The sequence below is a fragment of the Streptomyces lydicus genome (assembly GCF_001729485.1).
Taxonomy (GTDB): Bacteria; Actinomycetota; Actinomycetes; order Streptomycetales; family Streptomycetaceae; genus Streptomyces; species Streptomyces lydicus_D.
This window is the reverse complement of the sequence record NZ_CP017157.1, coordinates 824709-844902: the sequence shown is the minus strand read 5'-3', so window position 1 is coordinate 844902 and position 20194 is coordinate 824709. Positions and strand designations below refer to the sequence as shown.

The window sequence follows — 20194 nt, the reverse complement described above, 5'->3', positions numbered from 1 at the left end:
CCAGCCCAGCCACGCCCACCGGCTCCGGCGCGGCCCCGGGCCGCCCCACCGCCCGGCGGCCCGCCCGCGGCGGCGCCGGCGCCGGCCACCCGCCCGGTACAGGGTCGCCGGCGACGACGACCACGACGGGGGTATCGGACGGCCCATATACGCATGGTCGGGGCGCCCGGCCCGTCCCGCAGGTCGAACGCCCCGCCCGCCGCCCTACAGCAGGCCGTCCCACATCTGCTCCAGCAGCACCGACCACCAGGTCTCCGGGGAGCCCAGCGCCGGCGGGTCCAGCGCCACCAGCTGCGCCTGGAAGTCGACGGTCCACCGGCCCGCCTGCTCCGGCGTCAGCCCGTACCGCAGCCGCCACATCCGCCCCAGCATCGCCAGACACCGCACGAACTCCGGCAGCCCGCTGTTCACGAACTGCGGCGCGGGCGGCTGCCCGCCGTGGCCCTCCAGGGGCACCGCCACGATGTTCGCGGTCCCGTACTGGACGCACAGCTGACGACCGAAGTCGTTGCCCATCACCAGGTACGACCCGGCGTCCGGCGCCGGCTGCACCCCGCGCTCCACCGCCAGCTCCGCCAGCGTCGGCACCGGGCGGTGCGGCTGCGCCTGCGCCCAGAAGAACGGCCCGAAGTCGACCGGCAACCCGGCCCACACCAGCATCTGCGCCACCACGTCGGGCACGCCCTGCCGGGACACCGCCCGCTGGTCGAACCGGAAGATCGCCTGCGGCCCGAACGCCTGCTCCAGCTCCTGCCCGATCGCCTGCGGCGGCACCTGCGGCGCCGGCGGCACCTGCGAGGGGTGCGGCAACGGCACCCGCACCGGCGCCGGCCGCGCCGGGCCGTCCGCGACCTGGTGCAACTCGCCCTGGTGCTCGACCAGATGCCGTACGCCCTGCTGACGCGAGGCGTGGTCCCTGCCGTACGCGGCGGTGTGGCTGATCCGCACCTGCGGCCAGTTGTCCCGGATCATCCGGGCGCAGTAGCCACCCGGCAGGTCACAGCACTCCAGCTCGGTGTGCAGCTCCAGCACCTGCTGCGGCGGAACGTTCATGCCCCGCAGCTCGTGCAGCAGCTGCCACTCCGGGTGCGGCGTACCCGGCGCCGAGCGGCGCACGATCTTCTGCTCGGAGCCGTCCGGCGCGCGGTAGCTCAGCACGGCCATGTAGCCCGGGCCGACCGTCGGCTGACCGCTGGGTGCCTGCGGATAGCCGTACGCACCCGGGCCGCCGGGGCCGCCCGTGGGGCCGGGCACGCCCGGCGGCGGAACACCGGGGCCGGCCGGCGGCGCGGGCGGCGTGCCGGGACCCGCCGGGCCACCGGGGCCACCCGGCCCGCCGGGCAGCGCGGCGCCACCGGCGAGCATCGTCGCCGCGGCGTGCACCCCGCCGCCGGGGCCACCGGCGGCCGGCGGTCCCGGCGGCGGGGGCGGCCCGGCCGGACCGCCGCTCTCCCGGCCGCCGCTCTCCGGACCACCGGCGGAGACGCCGGGACGGCCGGGCGGCCCGGGCGGCTTCGGCACACCGGGCGGCGCCGGGGGCGCGGGCACACCCGGGCCACCGGCAGCACCGCCGGGACCACCGGCGGCGGCCGGTCCGGCCTGCAGCGACGCCCCGTCGGCGAGCATCGTCGCGGCGGCATGCACTCCACCGGGACCACCGGCACCCGGACCACCGGCGCCGGGGCCGTCCGCACCGGGACCGCCGGTCCCACCGGGCCGGTCCGCCCCGCCGGGCCCGTCCACCGCGCTGAGATCGAGATCCGCGCCGTCCAGCTGCGACACCAGCTGCGTCGGTACGTACCCCCCGGCCGGCGCACCGGACGCCGCCGGGCCGCCGGGCGGACGCACCCCGGCCTGGCCCGTTTCGGCCTCCGCGCGCTGCGCGGCGTCCTGCGGCCCGCCCGTACGCCCCGCGCCGGGCACACCGGGCGGCGGGGGCGGCCCGCCGGCCGCGTTACCGGGCAGCGACGAGCCGTCGGCCAGCATCGTCGCCGCGGCATGCACCCCGCCCCCCACGGGCGGTGCCGGCGGGGTACCGGGACCGGGCACACCCGGCGCACCGGCCCCGGCCACACCCGGCGGAGGCGGCACATCGGCGACCGGCGGCCCCGACGGCGGCGGCAGATCAGGCAGCCCCGGCACCACCGGCGGCGCGGCCGGCATCGGCGGCGGCAGCGGAGCGCCACCGGGCCCGCCCACCGGACCGCCGCCCGGCCCCGCCCCGTCCGGCAGCTCGACAGCCGGCGCCACCTGCGTACGCGGCAACTGGCTGCCGCCCTGCAGCAGTTCGGTCCTGGCCTCGGACCGGGCGCGCGGCGCGGCCGGCGCGTCCTCCTCGTCGAAGCCGGCCAGCGGCGGCGCGAAGACCGTCTGGGGCAGCCCCACCGACAGGTCCTCACCGCCCCCGTCGCTGCTGGTGGTGTCGGCGGCGGCCCACGGCGTCGCGTCGGCCGGGGTGCCCGGCGCAACGGCCGCACCGGCACCGCCCGGCACACCCGGCAGCGGACCCGTCTCCGCCGCGTCCGCACCGGACTGCAGAACCCCGTCCCCAGCGCCGTTGACGCTCACCTCGGCCCAGGCGTCCGAAGCCGACGGAGCGGCAGGAGCCGAAGGCACGGAGGGCGCGGGCGCCGCGGCGGCCGGCGGCCCCGGCTGCGCGGGCACCGGGGGCGCCGACGGCGCGGCCCCGCTCCCCGCACCGCCCGGCCCGTCCGGGATGCCCCGCGCGTCCGCCGCCTGCTGCAGCCACTCCGGCGGCGTCAGCAGGAACGACGTGGCCTCCAGATCGATCCGCTGCGGCGCCGGCTCGGCCGCCCCGTACCCGCCGTCCGCGACCGCCCCGTACTCCTCCTCGTACCGGCGGATCACCTCACCCACCGGCAGTCCCGGCCACAGCGTCGCCTCCCCGCTGTCCCGCGCGATCACCAGCCGGGCCCGGCCGCCCTCCATCGACGGGGCCCCCTCGCGGTCCTCCGCCCAGGCCACGAAACCCAGGTCGAACTCCCGCACCCGCACCTCACGGTGGAGCTCCGCCGGCACCTCGCCGTTCACCCACCGCTCGGCGCGCTCCTGCGCCTGTGCGAACGTCACCAACGCGATCAGCCCCCCACCGGAACGGCAGCCGCGAAACCGCCGTCCACCATCAGGTTCGCCACGGTCTCCAGCTCCGGCGGGTTGCCCGCCAGCCGCTGCAGAAAATCGTCGAAATCCGCACCGCACGGCAGCAGCAGCCGCTCCACCCGCTCCTGCACCCCCCAGCCGTCCTGGTCCCGCGCGTCGTCGTACGGGCAGAACCACACCGAGCCCGGCGCGTCACCGCGCACCTTCACCGCGACCACACCGCCCTGCACGAACCCCACGCCCAGATAGTCCTTGGTGAAGTGGTCCCGCAGGCACTTGTTCACGTACACCAGGTCGTTGACCGCCGCGTCGTCCCGCACCGTGAAGAACGGCTGGTCGACCAGCAGCCCCAGCTCCGCGTCCAGCGCGGCACCCACCGGCGCGCACCCGCCCGCCGCCTTCAGGAACGAGCGGTACGCACCCGGCAGCCGGTAGCCCAGCGCCTCCTCGGCCTGCACCACCTGCTCCTCACCCACCGCCAGCTCGCGGTGCGGCAGCCCGAAGTGCACCGGCCGGGTCTCCTGCAGCGGCCGGGTCCCGCGCTTGTCGTGCGCCACCGCCGCCGTCGCCAGCCCACCGTGATGCCGCAGCAGCGCCTTCACCTCGACCGGGACCAGCTCCATCCGCCGCGTGCCGGCCACGTGATGCCACGTCCAGCCGTGCGGCGTCGCCACCGCGGGCACGTCTATCCACAGCTCGTGCCCCTGCGCGTGCAGCGCCGCGTTCGCCGACACGTAGTCCGTCAGCCGCAGCTCGTCCACGCCGAAGCCCTCCGGCGGCTCGGCGATCTCCGCGGCGGCCCGCGCATAGGGCGTGAACACCGGAAAGCCCCGCCCGTCCATCCGCACACCCGCCGGATACCGTGCGGCACGCACCGGATCCGGAAAATGCACCACCTGACCGGCATAGGCCGAATTGGGTGGCGCGGCGGCATGCCCCGCCGCCTGGGAGCCGGGGAGAGCCCCCAGCCCTGGCCGACCTGTCGTCATCGCGGATGCCCCCTGGCTGAAGCTGGCTTTGGGGCACAGCCTATGCCGTGCCGCAACACCCGCCCGCGCCCCCGCCCCCGTGCCCGTCAGCCCCGCGACACACCGGCGTCACCCACCGCCGCACCACCCCCGGGCCCCCGCGCACCACCCCGCCCACCAGCCCTGTTGACTACCTCCCGACGCCCCGTCAGCTCCCCGTGATCTCCATGACAGCCCGTCCGACTACCGCAACACCCAGCACATTTGGCAATCTGATCCCCCGCAACCGGGGGGATTGCAGGGAGGGAAAGCACCACCATGAGCACCACCGCACGCCACGGCACCGGCACCGGGGACCCACGCATCGGCTGGAGCGGCACCGCCGACACCCATCGCGCACCCGCCCTGCACCACCGCCGCGACGGCATCCTCCCCACCATCGGCGCCGCCCTGTCCGTACGCGGACAAACCCTCACCTGCACCGCCGGCCGGGCGGAACAACCGCCTACGTTGCACCCGCTCGTCCAGGACTTCCTCGACACCCTCGCCACCGCGCAGCGCGAGCGCTTCACCGGCCGATGTCCCGAAGCCGTCCTGCTCTCCCGCCACCTGACCGCCGTCGAGGCCAACCGTTCCAAACGCGCCTCGCGCAAACCCCTCACCAACGGCGAGGCCCGCCGTTCCCTCAAACACTCCAAGATCACCGCCCGCCACATCCGCGAGGACGGCGACCCCCAGCACGGCAGCTACGCCCCGCCCTGCCGGTCCTGCGACGCCCTCCTCGCCCACTTCGGCGTCATGCCCATCGGCACCACGCCCACAGGAAGCTGACCGTCACCATGCCGCCCACCACCCCCGGCCCCCGCACCCCCGCGCACGACCGCACCGACTCCACCCGCTTCCCCGCCGCCGTGGACGTCGCCCTGCAGGAAGCCGGCTGGCAACCCGGCCGCTGGGACATAAAGCAGGCCGAACACTGGGCCGACGCCCTGCGCGCCCACGCCTCCCCCGCCGGCCACCGCCACACCGTCTTCCCCGCCGCCGTCGAAGCCTGGGCCGAATTCGGCGGACTGCACATCACCGGCCCCGGCCCCGGCCGCCACATCGCCCCCGCCCCCTTCGTCATCAACCCCCTGCACGGCCTCCACCTCGCCCGCACGCTCGGCGACCTCGGCCGCGCCCTCGAAACGGACGTCGCACCCCTGGGCCGCGAGGAACTCACCGACCCGGACGGCGCGACCTACGGCCAGGCCACCCTCGCCATCGACACCGAGGGCCGCGTCTACAGCCTCGACCACACCGGCGACTGGTACCTCGGCGCCGACATCGACACCGCACTGGGAACGCTGGTGCTCGGCACCAAGCCGAGCCGCCTGGGGCTCGCCGCACACGACGCCGACTGAGGGTTGAGGACGGGGAACGGGGCCTCGGCGCCGCCGGCGGACCGCGGGGCGCGCGCCGTAGCAGGTCGCGGGCCCGGGGAAACGCCCGGTGGGCGGGCGCGAGCGCCGGGGCGGGTCGCCCGCCCCGGAAGAATCCGGCAACCGCCGGGTCAGGCCGCCGGAAGGGACGCCGGGACCACCGCGGAGACCCGGAAGCCGCCGGCGTCGGTCGGGCCCGAGACGAAAACGCCGCCCAGCGCGGTCACCCGCTCCCGCATCCCCACCAGGCCGTTCCCGCCGCTCGGCAGGCCCGCGTTCGCCGCGTCGCCCTCACACGGCCCGTTCTCCACCTGCACCGCCAGCTCACCCTCCCGGTGCGCCAGCCGCACCCGGGCCCGCGCCCCCGGCGCGTGCTTGTGCACATTCGTCAACGCTTCCTGGACCACCCGGTACACCGTCTGCTCCACCCGCGCCGCATACCGCAGGCCCGCCCCGACGGGATCCTCCGCCGGACCGTCCACCGACAGCTCGACCACCATCCCCGCCGCCCGGGACTGCCCCACCAGATCCCCGAGATCCGCCAGGGACGGCCCCTCGGCCTGCCCCTCCCCCGGTGTCCCGGCACCCGGGACCGCCCCGTCCCCCTCCGGCACGCCCCCCGCGGCCACCGGCGCGGGCGCCTGCGCCTCCGCCGGCACCCGCGCCCGCGAAGCCACCGCCGCCAACCGCTCCGGGGCGTCCGACGCCGTCACCCCCCGGGCCGCCGTCCCCTCCGCCGTACGCAGCACCCCGAGCATCTCGCGCAGCTCCGTCAGCGCCTGCCGGCCCATGTCGCCGACCAGCGCCGCGTTCTTCGACGCCTTCTCCGGGTCCTTCAACGCCACCGCCTGCAGCGCCGCCGCATGCACCACCATCAGGCTCACCCGGTGCGCGACCACGTCGTGCATCTCCCGCGCGATCCGGGTCCGCTCCTCGTTACGGGCCCACTCCGCCCGCTCCTCGGCCCGGTCCGCCAGCAGCGACAGCTCCCGCTCCAGACCGTCCGCCCGCTCCCGCAGGCTCTCCACCAGCCGCCGCCGGGCCCCGATGTACAGCCCCCACAGCACGGGCGGAGCCGTCAGCACCAGCCCCACCGCGAGCGACATCACCGGCACCACCCACGCCGGCGGATTGAAGTCCTCCTGGGTCGCCACGTCCTGCCGCAGCGTGAGGAACGTCGTCACCAACGTCCCCACGACCGTCATCCCCGCCAGCAACGTGGTGATCCGGCGCGGCACGTCCGACGCGGCGAGCGTGTACAGCCCCACCACACTCAGCAGCCCGCCCATCTCCGCGGGCATCACCGCTATCGAAACCAGCACCACCACCACGGGCCACCGGCGCCGCACCAGCAGCACCGACCCCACCAGCAGACCCAGCAGTACCCCGGCCGCCTCGGGCAGCTGCGCCTCCCGCGCGAACCGCACCCCCTCGACCATGCACTCCAGCGCCGACGCCACCGCCAGCAGCACATCCAGCACGGCGCTCCGCCGCCGGGCCCACCACCACGGCCCGCTCACCGGCGCGCCCCGCGTGGCCACACCTTCACTTGCCCCCGTCGTGGTCATACCGTCCAGCCTACGGGCGCCTCTTGCCGTTCCCCCGCAGCCGTCCGGGCCACGACGCCGGCCCATTACCGGCCGCTACCAGCCGTTCACCCGCGAACTGTTGAATCGCCCACATTTCCCCCGTTCCGCGCGCCGCGACCCGGCCGCACCACCCGAGGGCCGCACGCAAGAACGTCGGGGAGGGCTACCGCGACCGCCCGGTCACCAGGTGCTACAAAGTGCAGACCCGTACCGTCGCACCGAAGGCCGGTGGTACGGCATAGTGTTGGGTGCCAAGCGATCAGGCCGACGAAATGTCCAGCTTGAACCGCTCCACTATCCCCTGTGGTGTAATTGGCAGCACTGAGGCTTTTGGTGCCTTATGTCCGGGTTCGAGTCCTGGCAGGGGAGCAAGCAAAGTTCGGGTCCTGACCGCGAGGTCGGGACCCGTGCGCGTTTCGGTGGGAAAACGCACCGGTATCCTTCGGATGACCACCACCCGAAGTAGCCAAGAAGCCGAAGGGCATCCCCGTGAGCGCCAACCGCCCGGCAGCCGTCGTCGTTCTCGCAGCGGGTGAGGGCACCCGCATGAAGTCGGCGACCCCCAAGGTCCTGCACGCCCTCTGCGGCCGCTCCCTCGTCGGACATGTCGTCGCCGCCTCCCGTGAGCTGGACCCGGAGAACCTCGTCGTGGTCGTCGGCCACGCCCGCGAGCAGGTGCAGGCACATCTCGCCGAGGTCGACCCGGCCGTGCGCACCGCCGTGCAGCACGAGCAGAAGGGCACCGGTCACGCCGTCCGCACCGCGCTGGAGCAGCTGAGCGACAGCGGTGTCGTGCTCGACGGCACCGTGATCGTGGTCTGCGGTGACACGCCGCTGCTGACCGGTGAGACCCTCGGGCGGCTCGGTGAGACGCACGCGGCGGACGGGAACGCGGTCACCGTTCTGTCGGCGGAGGTTCCGGACGCCACCGGCTACGGCCGCATCGTGCGGGAGGCGGGCACCGGTGCGGTGACCGCGATCGTGGAGCACAAGGACGCCACGGACACCCAGCGGGCGATCCGGGAGATCAACTCCGGGGTGTTCGCGTTCGACGCCCGGCTGCTGGTCGACGCGCTGGGGAAGGTGCGTACGGACAACAGCCAGGGCGAGGAGTACCTGACGGACGTCCTGGGGATCGTGCGCGAGGCGGGGCACCGGGTCGGTGCCGCGGTGGCGGCCGACCACCGGGAGATCCTGGGCATCAACAACCGGGTGCAGCTGGCGGAGGCGCGCCGGCTGCTGAACGAGCGGCTGCTGGAGCGGGCGATGCTGGCCGGCGTGACGGTCGTGGACCCGGCGTCGACGTTCGTGGACGTGTCGGTGACGTTCGAGCAGGACGCGACGGTGCACCCGGGGACGCAGCTGCTGGGCACGACGCACGTCGGCACGGGCGCCGAGGTCGGTCCGCACGCGCGGCTGACGGATACGTCGGTGGCCGAGGGCGCGGTGGTCTCGTTCACGGTGGCCGAGGGTGCGCGTATCGGCGCGGGCGCGAATGTGGGTCCGTATGCCTATCTGCGCCCGGGAACGGATCTGGGGCCGAAGTCGAAGGCCGGCGCGTACGTGGAGATGAAGAACGCGTCGATCGGCGAGGGCACGAAGGTCCCGCATCTTTCGTATGTGGGGGATGCGACGATCGGTGAGTTCACCAATATCGGCGCCGCGAGTGTGTTTGTGAACTACGACGGTGAGGCGAAGCACCACACGACCGTCGGGTCGCATTGCAGGACGGGGTCGGACAACATGTTTGTGGCTCCTGTCACGATCGGGGACGGCGCTTATACGGCGGCCGGCTCGGTCATCACCAAGGATGTGCCCCCGGGTTCGCTGGCGGTCGCGCGCGGCCAGCAGCGGAATATCGAGGGCTGGGTCGCGCGCAAGCGACCCGGAAGTGCCGCCGCGCAGGCCGCCGCGGCTGCTCGCCGGGAGTCCGAGGGGGGCGAGCAGTGATCGTGGTGGGGGTACCAGCCGGCATTGGCTGGGAAGAGGTATGCCGTGCGGGGCGTACCGTGATGAGCGCACGCAAACTGTGATTCGAGGAGATTTGCTGTGACCGGGATCAAGACGACCGGCGAGAAGAAGCTGATGCTCTTCTCCGGCCGCGCCCACCCCGAGCTGGCGGAGGAGGTTGCGCATCAGCTGGGTGTCGGGCTGGTCCCGACGAAGGCTTTTGACTTCGCCAACGGTGAGATCTATGTCCGCTATCAGGAGTCGGCGCGTGGCGCGGATTGCTTTTTGATCCAGAGCCACACGGCTCCGATCAATAAGTGGATCATGGAACAGCTGATCATGATTGATGCGCTGAAGCGGGCCTCGGCCCGGAGCATCACGGTGGTCGTTCCGTTCTACGGTTATGCGCGCCAGGACAAGAAGCACCGCGGCCGTGAGCCGATTTCGGCGCGGCTGATCGCGGATTTGATGAAGACCGCGGGTGCGGACCGGGTGGTCACGGTGGATCTCCACACCGACCAGATCATGGGCTTCTTCGACGGTCCGGTGGATCACCTTTTCGCGCTGCCGGTGCTGGCGGACTACGTGGGCGCGAAGGTCGACCGGGACAAGCTGACGGTGGTTTCGCCGGACGCGGGCCGGGTGCGGGTGGCGGACCGGTGGTGCGACCGTCTGGGTGCGCCGCTGGCGATCGTCCACAAGCGGCGCGACAAGGACGTGGCGAACCAGGTCACGGTGCACGAGGTCGTCGGCGATGTGAAGGACCGGGTGTGCGTCCTGGTCGACGACATGATCGACACCGGTGGCACGATCTGCGCGGCGGCGGACGCGCTGTTCGCGAACGGTGCGTCGGACGTGATCGTGACGGCGACGCACGGCGTGCTGTCGGGTCCGGCGGCGGACCGGCTGAAGAATTCGAAGGTGAGCGAGTTCGTGTTCACGAACACCCTGCCGACGCCTTCGGAGCTGGAGCTGGACAAGATCACGGTGCTGTCGATGGCCCCGACCATCGCGCGGGCGATCCGTGAGGTGTTCGAGGACGGTTCGGTGACGAGCCTCTTCGAGGAGCAGTGAGCGTCCGCGTTCGCGCGGCGCGGTAGATCCATTTTGGGGCGGCCTTCCCGCCGGGTAGACTCGTGGAGTTGCTCGGCGAGGGAGGCCGCCCTTTTGGGTGGGTGCTCCGTTATCGACGCGCTCTTCGTAGCAGGTCTGTCGTGGGCCGGGTGACGCCCACCAGATGTTTCTGAGTTACGAGGAGTGCTTGTCATGGCTGAGATCAAGCTTGCCGCTGAGGCCCGTACCGACTTCGGTAAGGGTGCGGCGCGTCGCGCCCGTCGTGAGGGCCGCGTTCCCGGCGTCATCTACGGCCACGGTGCCGAGCCCAAGCACGTGACGGTCGACAGCCACGCGCTGATGATGGCGCTGAAGACCTCCAACGCGCTGATCCGCCTGGAGTTCGACGGTAAGAACGAGCTGGTCATCCCGAAGGATGTGCAGCGTGAGGCCATCCGCCGGTTCCTGGTGCACGTGGACTTCCTGGCCGTGAAGAAGGGCGAGAAGGTCGCCGTCGAGGTGCCGATCCACGTCGAGGGTGACCTCGCGCCGGGCCAGCACATCCTGGAGCACTCGCTGAACGCGCTGCCCATCGAGGCCGAGGCGACGCACATCCCCGAGTCGGTCACGGTGTCGGTCGAGGGCCTGGCGGCCGGCGCGTCGGTGCTGGCGAAGGACATCGTCCTGCCGAAGGGTTCCTCCCTGACGGTCGAGGACGACGCGGTCGTGCTGCAGGTCGTGGCGGCGCAGGCCGAGGCTCCGGCCGAGGAGGCCGCCGAGGGCGAAGAGGGCGCCGAGGGCTGATCCCTTCCGGGGTGGGCGTCCGCCGAGGTGGATTGCCGGTGCGTCCCGGGTTTCTCTTTGTGACCGTCGTTCCGCGCTGTGGCGCGGGACGACGGTCGCGTCGTTGAAGGAGCTTGCAGATGTCGGATGCAGTGGGCCCTTGGCTGGTGGTGGGGCTGGGGAATCCCGGTCCCGAGTACGCCGCCAATCGGCACAATGTGGGATTCATGGTCGCCGATCTCCTGGCGGAGCGGATGGGCGGCCGTTTCAAGGCGCACAAGGCGCGGGCGCAGGTGGTCGAGGGGCGCGTCGGGCCACCGGGGCCGGGAAGTCGCCGGGTGGTGGTCGCCAAGCCGTTGTCGTTCATGAATCTGTCGGGTGGGCCGACGACGGCGTTGCGGGATTTCTACAAGGTGCCGGTGGCCAACATCGTGGCGATTCATGATGAGTTGGATATTGATTACGGCGCATTGCGGCTGAAGTTGGGCGGCGGCGACAACGGGCACAACGGCCTGAAGTCGATCACGAAGTCGCTGGGTGCGGAGTACCACCGGGTGCGGTTCGGGATCGGCCGTCCGCCGGGGCGTATGCAGGTGGCGGATTTCGTGCTGAAGGATTTCTCGTCGGCGGAGCGGCGGGAGCTGGATTACTTCGTGGACCGCGCGGCGGATGCCGTGGAAACGCTGATCGTGGACGGGTTGGAACGGGCGCAGAGTTCGTACAACACGTGAATGGGGCAGTGCGGGTCAGGGGCTGACGAACTGTTTTCCGAGGTTGACCGGGCGCTGGTGCATGGCCAAGGATCGCCGCCATGCCCAGAAGCAGTACGCGCACCAGTTCGGTCAGACGCAGCCGTAGCCGGCGGTTGGGGGAGAGTGCCTTCGGGCTGCTGCTCGCCGCGCGGGTGGGGGTGATGGGCGTACTGGCGCTGCTCCTGCTGGTGGCGGGGGTGTGGACGTCGTGGAACACGGCGCGGTACGCGATGCTGGTGAAGGCGCAGGGCCGCGGCACGATGACGGTGGCGGCGTGTGCGGGCGAGCGGTGCACGGGCCCGTACGTGCCGGTGTCGGGGGCGGGCGGGCCGCGGGCGAAGGTGTCGATCGCGGAGGCCGTTGCCCCGTCGAAGGGCGAGCGGGTGGCGGTCGTACTGAAGCCGGGGACGTCGCAGGCGGTGCGGACGGGGCCGGCGGGGGTGCTGCACGCCTGGGTGCCGTTCGCGGGGTCGTTGCTGTTGGCGGCGCTGGTGGTGGCCGGGGGGATGCGGTTGCGGCGTACGGCGTGGGTGATGGGGTTGCTGGGGGCGTTGCTGCTGGGGGCGGCGTTCGCGGCGATGTAGACGGTTGAGGTACGACGGCGGCCCGTCCACTCCGGGGAGTGGACGGGCCGCCGTCGTGTGCGGATGCGGGTCAGCCGGTGTTGCGCAGGCCCGCGGCGACGCCGTTGACGGTGAGGAGCAGGGCGCGGGCGAGGACCGGGTCGGCCTCGTCGCCGCGTTCGGCGGCGGTGCGCTGGCGGTGCAGCAGGGAGACCTGGAGGTAGGAGATCGGGTCGAGGTAGGCGTCGCGGATGTGGAAGGTCTGCTTGAGCACGGGGCTCGCGTCGAGGAGTTCCTTCTCCCCGGTGATGCGCAGGACCTCGGCGACGGTGAGCTCGTGTTCGGCCTTGATGACGTCGAAGATGTGCTTGAGCTCGTCGGGGACGAGGGTGTCGACGTAGTGCTGGGCGATCCGCAGGTCGGTCTTGGCCAGCGTCATCTCGACGTTGGACAGGAAGTTGCGGAAGAAGTGCCAGTGCTCGTGCATTTCGTCGAGGACGGTGTCGAGTCCCGCTTCGCGGGCGGCCTTGAGGCCGGTGCCGACGCCGAACCAGCCGGGGACGATCTGCCGGGACTGGGTCCAGCCGAACACCCAGGGGATGGCGCGCAGTCCGTCGAGCGAGACGCCCGAGCCGGGGCGACGGGAGGGCCGCGAGCCCAGGTGCAGGTCGGCGAGCTGGTCGACCGGCGTGGAGGCGAGGAAGTACGCCGGCAGGTCGGGGTCCTCGACGAGGCGGCGGTAGGAGCCGTGGGCGGCCTCGGAGACGGTCTCCATGGCCGCGTCCCAGCGGGCGAGGGCTTCGTCGGACTGGCGGGGGGCGGTGTGCAGGGCGGATGCCTGGAGGGTCGCCGCGACGGTCAGTTCGAGGTTCTCGCGGGCCAATGACGGCACGAGGTACTTGTCGGAGATGACTTCGCCCTGCTCGGTGACCTTGATCTCGCCTTCGAGGGTGCCGTAGGGCTGGGCGAGGATCGCGTCGTGGGAGGGGCCGCCGCCGCGGCCGACGGTGCCGCCGCGGCCGTGGAACAGGCGCAGGCGTACGCCGTGCCGGTGGGCGACGTCGCGCAGCAGGCGCTGGGCGCGGTGGATCTCCCACTGGCTGGTGGTGATGCCGCCGAACTTGGAGGAGTCGGAGTAGCCGAGCATGACCTCCTGGACGTCGCCGCGGAGGGCGACGAGGCGGCGGTAGGAGGGGTCGGAGAGCATCTCGTCGAGCAGCTGGTCGGCGATCTTGAGCTCTTCGGTGGTTTCCAGCAGCGGGACGATGCCGATCTTGGCCCACCCGGCGTGCAGGTCGAGGAGTCCGGCCTCGCGGGCGAGGACGGCCGCGGCGAAGACGTCGTCGGAGCCCTGGCACATCGAGATGATGTACGACTCGACGACCTCGGGGCCGAAGGTCTCCTTGGCCTTGAGGATGGTGCGGAAGACGCCGAGCGTCTTGGCGCCGGCCTCGTCGAGGGGCGGCGGGGTGGGGGCGAGGGGGCGCCGGGAGCGCAGTTCCTTGGCGAGGAGCTTGCGGCGGTAGTCGCGCGGCATGTCCACGTAGCGCCAGGACTCCTCGCCGAGGCGGTCGAAGAGCTGGCCGAGCGCGTGGTGGTGGGCGTCGGCGTGCTCGCGAACGTCCATGGTGGCGAGCTGCAGGCCGAACGCGGCGATGGTGCGGAGGGTGCGTTCGAGGTGGCCGTCGGCGACGAGGCCGCCGCGGTGTTCGCGCAGCGACGTCTGGATGAGGGCCAGGTCGTCGAGGAGTTCGGCGGTGCCGAGGTAGTCGCGGCCGGGGACGTGGGGGGTGTCGCCGGCGAGGCGGTCGCGCGTGTTGACGAGCTTCTGCCGGATGCAGGTGGCCTTGAGGCGGTACGGCTCTTCGCTGTTGAGGCGCTTGTAGCGGGGGCTGATCTCGGGGAGCGCCTGGAGGTCGCGGTCCAGGGAGGCCAGCAGGTCCTCGGTGGCGCCGCAGTTGCGGATGGAGTTGGACAGCGCGCCGCGCAGCTCGTCGACGTGTTCCAGCGCGTCGGTGATGCCGTGTTCGTGCTGGAGGATCAGGACGTCCCAGGTGACCTGGGGGGTGACGTTGGGGTTGCCGTCGCGGTCGCCGCCGATCCAGGTGCCGAAGGTGAGCGGGCGGGTGCCGGCGGGCAGCTGGGTGCCGGCGCGCTCCAGCTCGGCGGCGAGGTCCTCCAGGACGTCGCCGACCGCGCCGCGGCCGAGTTCGTCGAGGTAGTAGATGGCGTTGCGGGCCTCGTCGGTGGGCTCGGGGCGGGCCACCCGCAGTTCGTCGGTCTGCCAGATGAGGTCGATGCTCTCGGCGAGGCGCAGGTCGGCGCGGCGGCGCTCGGCGGGGTCGGTGCTGTCGAGCAGCTCGGCGATCTTGCGGAGCTTGGTGAGGACGGAGCGCCGGGCGGCCTCGGTGGGGTGTGCGGTGAAGACGGGGCGTACCCCGAGGTTGGCGGCGGTCTGCCGGAGGTGCTCGGGGTCCGCGTCCTTGAGCATGTCGGCGGTGCGGGCGAGGATGCCGCCCTCCGCGGCGCGACGGGCGCGCAGCTCGCGGCCGCGGTGGACCTGCTCGGTGACGTTGGCGAGGTGGAAGTACGTCGAGAAGGCGCGTACGAGCTTCGCGGCGGTGGCCAGGTCGGTGTCGCCGAGGAGGCGGGCGGCGGCTTCGCCGTCGGACCGGGTCAGGGCGCGGACCTGCTCGACGAGGTCGAGAAGGGCGGGGCCTTCCTGCCGGACAAGGGTCTCGCCGAGGAGGTCGCCGAGGCGGCGGATGTCGGCGCGCAGGGCGATGTTGTCGCCGGTGCCGGCGGTGGCGTCGCCCGCGGTGGGCGCGGCGGGGTTGATGTCGGCACTGCTCACAGGTGCGGCTCCTTGCAGCGATCAGGGGCGTTGCACCGCGCCTCGTGGGGTGGGGGTGGCGGGCGACGCGTGGACTGTCTGATGCGGGCGGGTGCGGACCGCGCTGTCCGACGTCCCCAGGATAGGTCTGCCCGGTCTCGGCGGATCACACCGTCCGGTGGGTGGGCATCTACCGGGACGGTGGGTGTGGGGCCTGTCACGCCCTTGCCCGCAGCGGCGGCACTGCCATACTTACGACACCGTAGGTTACGGTCCCGTAGCCGTAGCCGTGCCCCCGAACCCCCGACGAGGGACACCATGACCGTAGGTTCTGAAGCCGTAGAGGATCCGCCTCTTTCCACCGATTCGCCCGTCGCGGCCGGCACGCCGATGCCGTCGGCGACGCTGGGTGGCGAGCAGCGCAGGTCGCTCGAACAGATCACGCTGCTGCTGTTCATCACCGTGCCGTTCGTGGCGCTGGTGGCCGCGGTGCCGCTGGCCTGGGGCTGGGGGGTGAGCTGGCTGGACCTGGCCCTGATGACGGTGATGTATTACATCGGCTGCCACGGCATCACGATCGGCTTCCACCGCTACTTCACCCACGGCGCCTTCAAGGCGAAGCGGCCGCTGCGGATCGCGTTGGCGATCATGGGGTCGCTGGCCGTCGAGGGCCCTCTGGTCCGTTGGGTGGCGGACCACCGCAAGCACCACAAGTTCTCCGACGCCGAGGGCGACCCGCACTCCCCGTGGCGGTTCGGTGACACGGTGCCGGCCCTGATGAAGGGCCTGTGGTGGGCGCACATCGGCTGGATGTTCGACGAGGAGCAGACGCCGCAGCACAAGTACGCGCCGGACCTGATCAAGGACGACGCGATCCGCACCGTCTCCCGCCAGTTCGTCCTGTGGACGACGCTGTCGCTGCTGATCCCGCCGGTGGTGGGCGGCCTGGTGACGTGGTCGTGGCAGGGCGCCCTGTCGGCGTTCTTCTGGGGTTCGCTGGTGCGCGTGGCGCTGCTCCACCACGTCACCTGGTCGATCAACTCCATCTGCCACGCGGTGGGCAAGCGCCCGTTCAAGTCCCGGGACCGCTCCGGCAACGTGTGGTGGCTGGCGGTGCTGTCCTGCGGCGAGTCCTGGCACAACCTGCACCACGCGGACCCGACCTGCGCCCGGCACGGCGTGCTGAAGGGCCAGCTCGACTCCAGCGCGCGGCTGATCCGCTGGTTCGAGAAGGCCGGGTGGGCGTACGACGTCCGCTGGCCGAACGCGTCCCGCATCGACGCCCGGCGCCAGGAGACGGCCGCCGCTGGGGTTACCCCCCAGCGGTAGCTGAGGAAGGCATGATTGACGGGTGGCGATCGACAACAGCAGCACGAACGACAGCAAGGGCAAACCTTCTCCGGCCGCGGCGACGCGCCGGGCCCGCAGGGTCCGGATGACCGGTGCCGAGCGCCGGCAGCAGCTGCTGGACATCGGTCGCACGCTCTTCGCCGAGCGCGGGTACGAAGGCACGTCCGTGGAGGAGATCGCCGCGAAGGCCGGCGTCTCCAAACCGGTCGTCTACGAGCACTTCGGCGGCAAGGAGGGCCTGTACGCGGTGGTGGTGGACCGCGAGATGCGCCAGCTGCTGGACATGGTGACCGGCGCGCTGACCGCCGGCCATCCCCGCGAGCTCCTCGAACAGGCCGCGTTCGCCCTCCTCGACTACATCGAGACGTACACCGACGGCTTCCGCATCCTGGTCCGCGACTCCCCCGTCGCCCAGTCGACCGGCACCTTCGCGTCTCTGATCAGCGATATCGCCACCCAGGTCGAGGACATCCTCGGCCTGGAATTCAAGGCCCGCGGCTTCGACCCCAAGCTGGCCCCGCTCTACGCCCAGGCCCTGGTCGGCATGGTCGCCCTGACCGGCCAGTGGTGGGTCGACACCCGCAAACCCAAGAAGGCCGAGGTGGCCGCCCACCTCGTCAACCTCGCCTGGCACGGCCTGGGCAACCTGGAGGCCAGGCCCCGCCTCATAGGGCACCGCAAGAACTGAACGGGCGGGGCCGGGGAAGGCCCCGGAGACCGTCCCCCCGTCGGCCTGCCGTGGCGGCGGGGTCAGTCGTGTGTGGGGGCCGGAGGCATCGGCTCCAGGAATTCCAGGCGGTTGCCCACCGGGTCGGTGGTGTGGAAGCGGCGGTGGCCCGGGAGGTTGTCGTCCCAGGCGACGGGGGCGCCGGCGGCGGTCAGGCGGGTGGCGAGGGCGTCGATGTCGGTGACGCGGAGGCCCGGGTGGGCCTTCCGGGCGGGGCGGAAGGACGGGTCGGTGCCGAGGTGGAGCTGGGCCGTGCCGGCCTCGAACCAGCAGCCTTGTGCGGCGAGGGCCGGGGGCTTGGGGAGCTCGGTCATGCCGAGGAGGTCCCCGTAGTAGGCCCGCAGGGCGTCTTCGGTGCCGGGGGGCGCGGCGAGCTGGACATGGTCGAGGCCGGTGATCACGGGTACGTCACCTCCGAGGGGTGAGGCGGACGGGGTCAGCCGAGGGGTTTCCGGGCGAGGGCGAAGATGCGGCGGAAGGGGAAGACGGTGCCGTGGGGGCCGGTGGGGTATGCCTTGCGGAGGGCGTCGCGGTATTCGGCGAGGAACGCGTCCAGGGCGGCCTGATCGTTTTCGAGGGCGGTCAGGACGGGGCGCAGGGCGGTGCCCTTGACCCAGTCGAGGACCGGGTCGTCGCCCTGGAGGAGCTGGACGTAGGTGGTCTCCCAGACATCGGCGGCGCAGCCGAGGTCGGTGAGGCGCTCCAGGTAGGCGGCCGGTTCGAGGACGTGGACGTAGCGGCGGCCGTGGGTGGTGAGGCGCTCGCGCCACTGGGGGGAGTCGCACAGCTCGCCGAGCAGGGCGTGGCTCGGTGAGGTGAAGTTGCCGGGGACCTGGAAGGCGAAGGTGCCGCCGGGGGTGAGGGCGTCGATCCAGCGGGCGAAGGATTCCGGGTGGTTGGGGACCCATTGCAGCGCCGCGTTGGAGACGATCAGGTCGTACGGCTCCTCGGGCGCCCAGTCCGCGGCGTCGGCGGGCGCGAAGTCGAGGTGTCCGCCGCCGGGGGTGGGGCCGGCGTGGTTCTCGGCTTCCTTGAGCATCTCCGGGGAGTTGTCGTATCCGGTGATGTGCGCGTCGGGCCAACGGGCGGCGAGCAGGGCGGTGACGTTGCCCGGGCCGCAGCCGAGGTCGGCGATGCGGGCGGGGCGGTCCTGCCGCGGGAGCTCGGATATCCGGGCGAGCAGGTCGTGGAAGGGGCGGGTGCGGTGCCCGGAGTGGCGGAGGTACTGCTGCGGGTCCCAGGTTGGCGCGTCGTGCATGGTCGTAAACCCTTTCGCTGTGCAGGGTTGGCGCAAGGCTGGCACGGTGTGTTGCACGGTCTGGATCGGGCCGACTCGGCCGGAAACCGAGCCTCCGCCGACGATGCCCCATAGTCCAGCGAAATATATCTCGACGTCAAGAGACTTCATGTCGACAGACCCTCTACACTGATCGTCATGGAGGACGAGGTCGACCGGCTGGTTGCTGCATGGCGCCGTGAGCGCCCGGACCTCGACGTGGAGCCGCTCGAGGTCCTCAGCCGCGTGTCCAGGCTGGCCAGACACCTCGACCGGGCCCGCCGGATCGCGTTCGCCGAGGTGGGCCTGGAGCCCTGGGAGTTCGACGTGCTGACGGCACTGCGCCGCGCCGGGGCGCCGTACCAGCTCTCCCCCGGGGCGCTGCTGACCCAGACTCTGGTCACCTCCGGGACGATGACCAACCGGATCGACCGGCTCGTCAAGAAGGACCTCGTCGAGCGGCTGCCCGACCCCAGCGACCGGCGGGGAGTGCTGGTCCGGCTGACCGCCGAGGGCCGTGACAAGGCCGATCAGTCACTGGCCGGGCTGCTCGTCCAGGAACGCGCCATCCTGGCCGAGCTCTCCCCCCAGCAGCGCCGCGAACTGGCCGGACTGCTGCGGCGGTTGACCGGGCCGTTCGACAACACCCCGGGCTAGCGTCCGGCGGCACCGGGGCGGGCGTGGTCCCACGGCGTTCCGGGCTGATGATCGGAGAAGGCGCGGCCGGGCGTCGGCCGTTTTCCGGGGCAGGCGGGGGGCGTGCGCTCCCGGGCATACGGCGCGGGCGCTGTGTGCCGAGGTCGCGGGGCCGGGTGCGCCCGCGGTCGACGGGGGTCCCACCACCGCGCACGACAGGTGTTCCACGCGCGAATTGGGGGCGCGCGAGCCAGTCGAATGCGCCCCATAATGCGGCGCGCGCCCCTCCCGTATCCCGTCCCCTTGCCCCCCGCTCGCGTTGTGCACTTGGATCGCGCCATGAGCCAGCAGCGCGCACCGCACCCGCCGAACGGCCCGTACGGCAGGCGGTTCGAGGGCCGTACGGTCCTGGTGACCGGGGCGGCCGCCGGCATCGGGGCGGCCACCGCCGACCGGCTGGCGGCCGAGGGCGCCGGCGTCCTGCTGCTGGACATCGACGACGCGCGCGGCGAGCACCTCGCGCGCCGCATCCGGGCGGCGGGCGGCCGGGCCTCGTACGAGCACTGCGACGTGGCCGGTGAGGACGACTGGCGGCGGGCGGTCGAGGCCGCCCGGCGGCGCTACGGCCCGGTGGACGGCCTGGTCAGCAACGCCTTCCTGCCGTACGTGGCGGCGGCCGGCGAGACCCCGCTCGCGGACTGGGACCGGCAGCTCGCGGTCAATCTGACCGGCTCCTTCCTCGGCGTACGGGCCGCCCTGGACGACCTGCGGGCGCGGCACGGCGCGGTGGTGCTGACCTCGTCGGTGCATGCCCTGATCGGGCTGCCCGGCCGGCCCGCCTACGCCGCGGCCAAGGCCGGACTGACCGGCCTGGGGCGTCAACTGGCCGTCGAATACGGCCCGGAGGTGCGGGTCAACAGCGTACTGCCGGGCCCGGTGCTGACCGCGGCCTGGGACGGCATCGGCGAGGAGCAGCGGCAGGCCAGCGCCGCGGAGACGGCCGCGCGGCGGCTGGGGCGGCCCGAGGAGGTCGCCGCCGCGATCACCTTCCTGCTCTCCTCCGACGCGTCCTACGTCACCGGTGCGAGCCTCGTCGTGGACGGCGGCTGGAGCGTGTACAAGAACTCATCGTGAGCTGAGCCGGCCGCGGGCGGGACCCTCGCGCCCCGCCCG

At 72.7% G+C, this 20194-nt stretch carries 17 protein-coding genes and 1 tRNA gene; 12 read left to right on the top strand and 6 right to left on the bottom strand.

The window, feature by feature from the left end:
* Window positions 1–204: 204 nt before the first annotated feature.
* Together SL103_RS03705 and SL103_RS03700 are read right to left on the bottom strand one after the other, a co-directional pair.
* A complete protein-coding gene (locus SL103_RS03705) occupies window positions 205–3093 on the bottom strand; it encodes an SUKH-4 family immunity protein (RefSeq protein WP_069567324.1) in 2889 nt (962 codons plus the stop codon).
* 5 nt (window positions 3094–3098) lie between these two features.
* A complete protein-coding gene (locus SL103_RS03700; protein WP_069567323.1) occupies window positions 3099–4109 on the bottom strand; it encodes an SMI1/KNR4 family protein in 1011 nt (336 codons plus the stop codon).
* A 297-nt stretch (window positions 4110–4406) separates the two neighbouring features.
* Here SL103_RS03700 and SL103_RS03695 point away from each other — a divergent pair, with 297 nt between their 5' ends.
* Window positions 4407–4919, top strand: a complete 513-nt coding sequence (locus SL103_RS03695; protein ID WP_069567321.1) for a YwqJ-related putative deaminase — start codon at window positions 4407–4409, stop codon at window positions 4917–4919.
* Window positions 4920–4927: 8 nt separating this feature from the next.
* The gene (locus tag SL103_RS03690) at window positions 4928–5491 is read left to right on the top strand and encodes an SUKH-3 domain-containing protein (protein ID WP_069567319.1); all 564 of its coding nucleotides are present in this window, start codon (window positions 4928–4930) and stop codon (window positions 5489–5491) included.
* Window positions 5492–5640: 149 nt separating this feature from the next.
* Here SL103_RS03690 and SL103_RS03685 read toward each other — a convergent pair whose 3' ends face one another.
* A complete protein-coding gene (locus tag SL103_RS03685) occupies window positions 5641–7077 on the bottom strand; it encodes a sensor histidine kinase (protein WP_079145547.1) in 1437 nt (478 codons plus the stop codon).
* A 318-nt stretch (window positions 7078–7395) separates the two neighbouring features.
* On the opposite strand from SL103_RS03685, the gene SL103_RS03680 reads away from it, so the two are divergent.
* The 6 genes from SL103_RS03680 to SL103_RS03655 all read left to right on the top strand — a co-directional run bounded on the left by SL103_RS03680 (window position 7396) and on the right by SL103_RS03655 (window position 12220).
* A tRNA-Gln gene (locus SL103_RS03680) sits at window positions 7396–7467 on the top strand.
* Between the two features lie 120 nt (window positions 7468–7587).
* Window positions 7588–9048 carry a bifunctional UDP-N-acetylglucosamine diphosphorylase/glucosamine-1-phosphate N-acetyltransferase GlmU gene (gene glmU, locus SL103_RS03675; RefSeq protein ID WP_079145546.1) on the top strand — a complete coding sequence of 487 codons (1461 nt, stop codon included), beginning with the start codon at window positions 7588–7590 and terminating at the stop codon, window positions 9046–9048.
* Between the two features lie 99 nt (window positions 9049–9147).
* A complete protein-coding gene (locus tag SL103_RS03670) occupies window positions 9148–10122 on the top strand; it encodes a ribose-phosphate diphosphokinase (RefSeq protein ID WP_069567314.1) in 975 nt (324 codons plus the stop codon).
* A 192-nt stretch (window positions 10123–10314) separates the two neighbouring features.
* Window positions 10315–10905: a 50S ribosomal protein L25/general stress protein Ctc gene (locus SL103_RS03665; RefSeq protein ID WP_069567313.1), complete on the top strand. Its 591-nt coding sequence runs from the start codon at window positions 10315–10317 to the stop codon at window positions 10903–10905.
* Between the two features lie 119 nt (window positions 10906–11024).
* Complete coding sequence (pth, locus tag SL103_RS03660) at window positions 11025–11615, top strand: aminoacyl-tRNA hydrolase (RefSeq protein ID WP_033266528.1); 591 nt, start codon at window positions 11025–11027, stop codon at window positions 11613–11615.
* A gap of 80 nt (window positions 11616–11695) precedes the next feature.
* Window positions 11696–12220 (top strand): hypothetical protein, encoded by a 525-nt coding sequence (locus SL103_RS03655; protein WP_069567311.1) that lies wholly within the window; start codon window positions 11696–11698, stop codon window positions 12218–12220.
* A 70-nt stretch (window positions 12221–12290) separates the two neighbouring features.
* Here SL103_RS03655 and ppc read toward each other — a convergent pair whose 3' ends face one another.
* Window positions 12291–15053 (bottom strand): phosphoenolpyruvate carboxylase, encoded by a 2763-nt coding sequence (gene ppc, locus SL103_RS03650; protein ID WP_397741355.1) that lies wholly within the window; start codon window positions 15051–15053, stop codon window positions 12291–12293.
* 297 nt (window positions 15054–15350) lie between these two features.
* Between ppc and SL103_RS03645 the strand changes: the two genes are divergently transcribed.
* Together SL103_RS03645 and SL103_RS03640 are read left to right on the top strand one after the other, a co-directional pair.
* On the top strand, window positions 15351–16361 hold the full coding sequence (locus tag SL103_RS03645) for an acyl-CoA desaturase (protein ID WP_069567310.1): 1011 nt from the start codon (window positions 15351–15353) through the stop codon (window positions 16359–16361).
* A 22-nt stretch (window positions 16362–16383) separates the two neighbouring features.
* Window positions 16384–17070, top strand: a complete 687-nt coding sequence (locus tag SL103_RS03640) for a TetR/AcrR family transcriptional regulator (RefSeq protein ID WP_069567308.1) — start codon at window positions 16384–16386, stop codon at window positions 17068–17070.
* Between the two features lie 62 nt (window positions 17071–17132).
* Here the strand turns inward: SL103_RS03640 and SL103_RS03635 are convergent, their stop codons facing one another.
* Both SL103_RS03635 and SL103_RS03630 read right to left on the bottom strand, forming a co-directional pair.
* A complete protein-coding gene (locus tag SL103_RS03635) occupies window positions 17133–17510 on the bottom strand; it encodes a VOC family protein (RefSeq protein ID WP_069567306.1) in 378 nt (125 codons plus the stop codon).
* Window positions 17511–17545: 35 nt separating this feature from the next.
* Window positions 17546–18367 (bottom strand): trans-aconitate 2-methyltransferase, encoded by an 822-nt coding sequence (locus tag SL103_RS03630; RefSeq protein ID WP_069567304.1) that lies wholly within the window; start codon window positions 18365–18367, stop codon window positions 17546–17548.
* 177 nt (window positions 18368–18544) lie between these two features.
* Between SL103_RS03630 and SL103_RS03625 the strand changes: the two genes are divergently transcribed.
* Together SL103_RS03625 and SL103_RS03620 are read left to right on the top strand one after the other, a co-directional pair.
* Entirely contained in the window at window positions 18545–19042 is a 498-nt protein-coding gene (locus tag SL103_RS03625) for a MarR family winged helix-turn-helix transcriptional regulator (RefSeq protein ID WP_033266521.1), read from the top strand.
* 318 nt (window positions 19043–19360) lie between these two features.
* Complete coding sequence (locus tag SL103_RS03620; RefSeq protein ID WP_069567303.1) at window positions 19361–20155, top strand: SDR family NAD(P)-dependent oxidoreductase; 795 nt, start codon at window positions 19361–19363, stop codon at window positions 20153–20155.
* Window positions 20156–20194: the final 39 nt, after the last annotated feature.

Bases quoted from the DNA above. Each gene is read 5' to 3' on its own strand.
- SL103_RS03695 (WP_069567321.1), top strand. From the start codon at position 4,407: ATGAGCACCACCGCACGCCACGGCACCGGCACCGGGGACCCACGCATC.
- pth (WP_033266528.1), top strand. From the start codon at position 11,025: ATGTCGGATGCAGTGGGCCCTTGGCTGGTGGTGGGGCTGGGGAATCCC.
- SL103_RS03690 (WP_069567319.1), top strand. From the start codon at position 4,928: ATGCCGCCCACCACCCCCGGCCCCCGCACCCCCGCGCACGACCGCACC.
- SL103_RS03645 (WP_069567310.1), top strand. From the start codon at position 15,351: ATGACCGTAGGTTCTGAAGCCGTAGAGGATCCGCCTCTTTCCACCGAT.
- SL103_RS03625 (WP_033266521.1), top strand. From the start codon at position 18,545: ATGGAGGACGAGGTCGACCGGCTGGTTGCTGCATGGCGCCGTGAGCGC.
- SL103_RS03630 (WP_069567304.1), bottom strand. From the start codon at position 18,367: ATGCACGACGCGCCAACCTGGGACCCGCAGCAGTACCTCCGCCACTCC.
- SL103_RS03685 (WP_079145547.1), bottom strand. From the start codon at position 7,077: ATGACCACGACGGGGGCAAGTGAAGGTGTGGCCACGCGGGGCGCGCCG.
- SL103_RS03655 (WP_069567311.1), top strand. From the start codon at position 11,696: ATGCCCAGAAGCAGTACGCGCACCAGTTCGGTCAGACGCAGCCGTAGC.
- SL103_RS03665 (WP_069567313.1), top strand. From the start codon at position 10,315: ATGGCTGAGATCAAGCTTGCCGCTGAGGCCCGTACCGACTTCGGTAAG.
- SL103_RS03700 (WP_069567323.1), bottom strand. From the start codon at position 4,109: ATGACGACAGGTCGGCCAGGGCTGGGGGCTCTCCCCGGCTCCCAGGCG.
- SL103_RS03620 (WP_069567303.1), top strand. From the start codon at position 19,361: ATGAGCCAGCAGCGCGCACCGCACCCGCCGAACGGCCCGTACGGCAGG.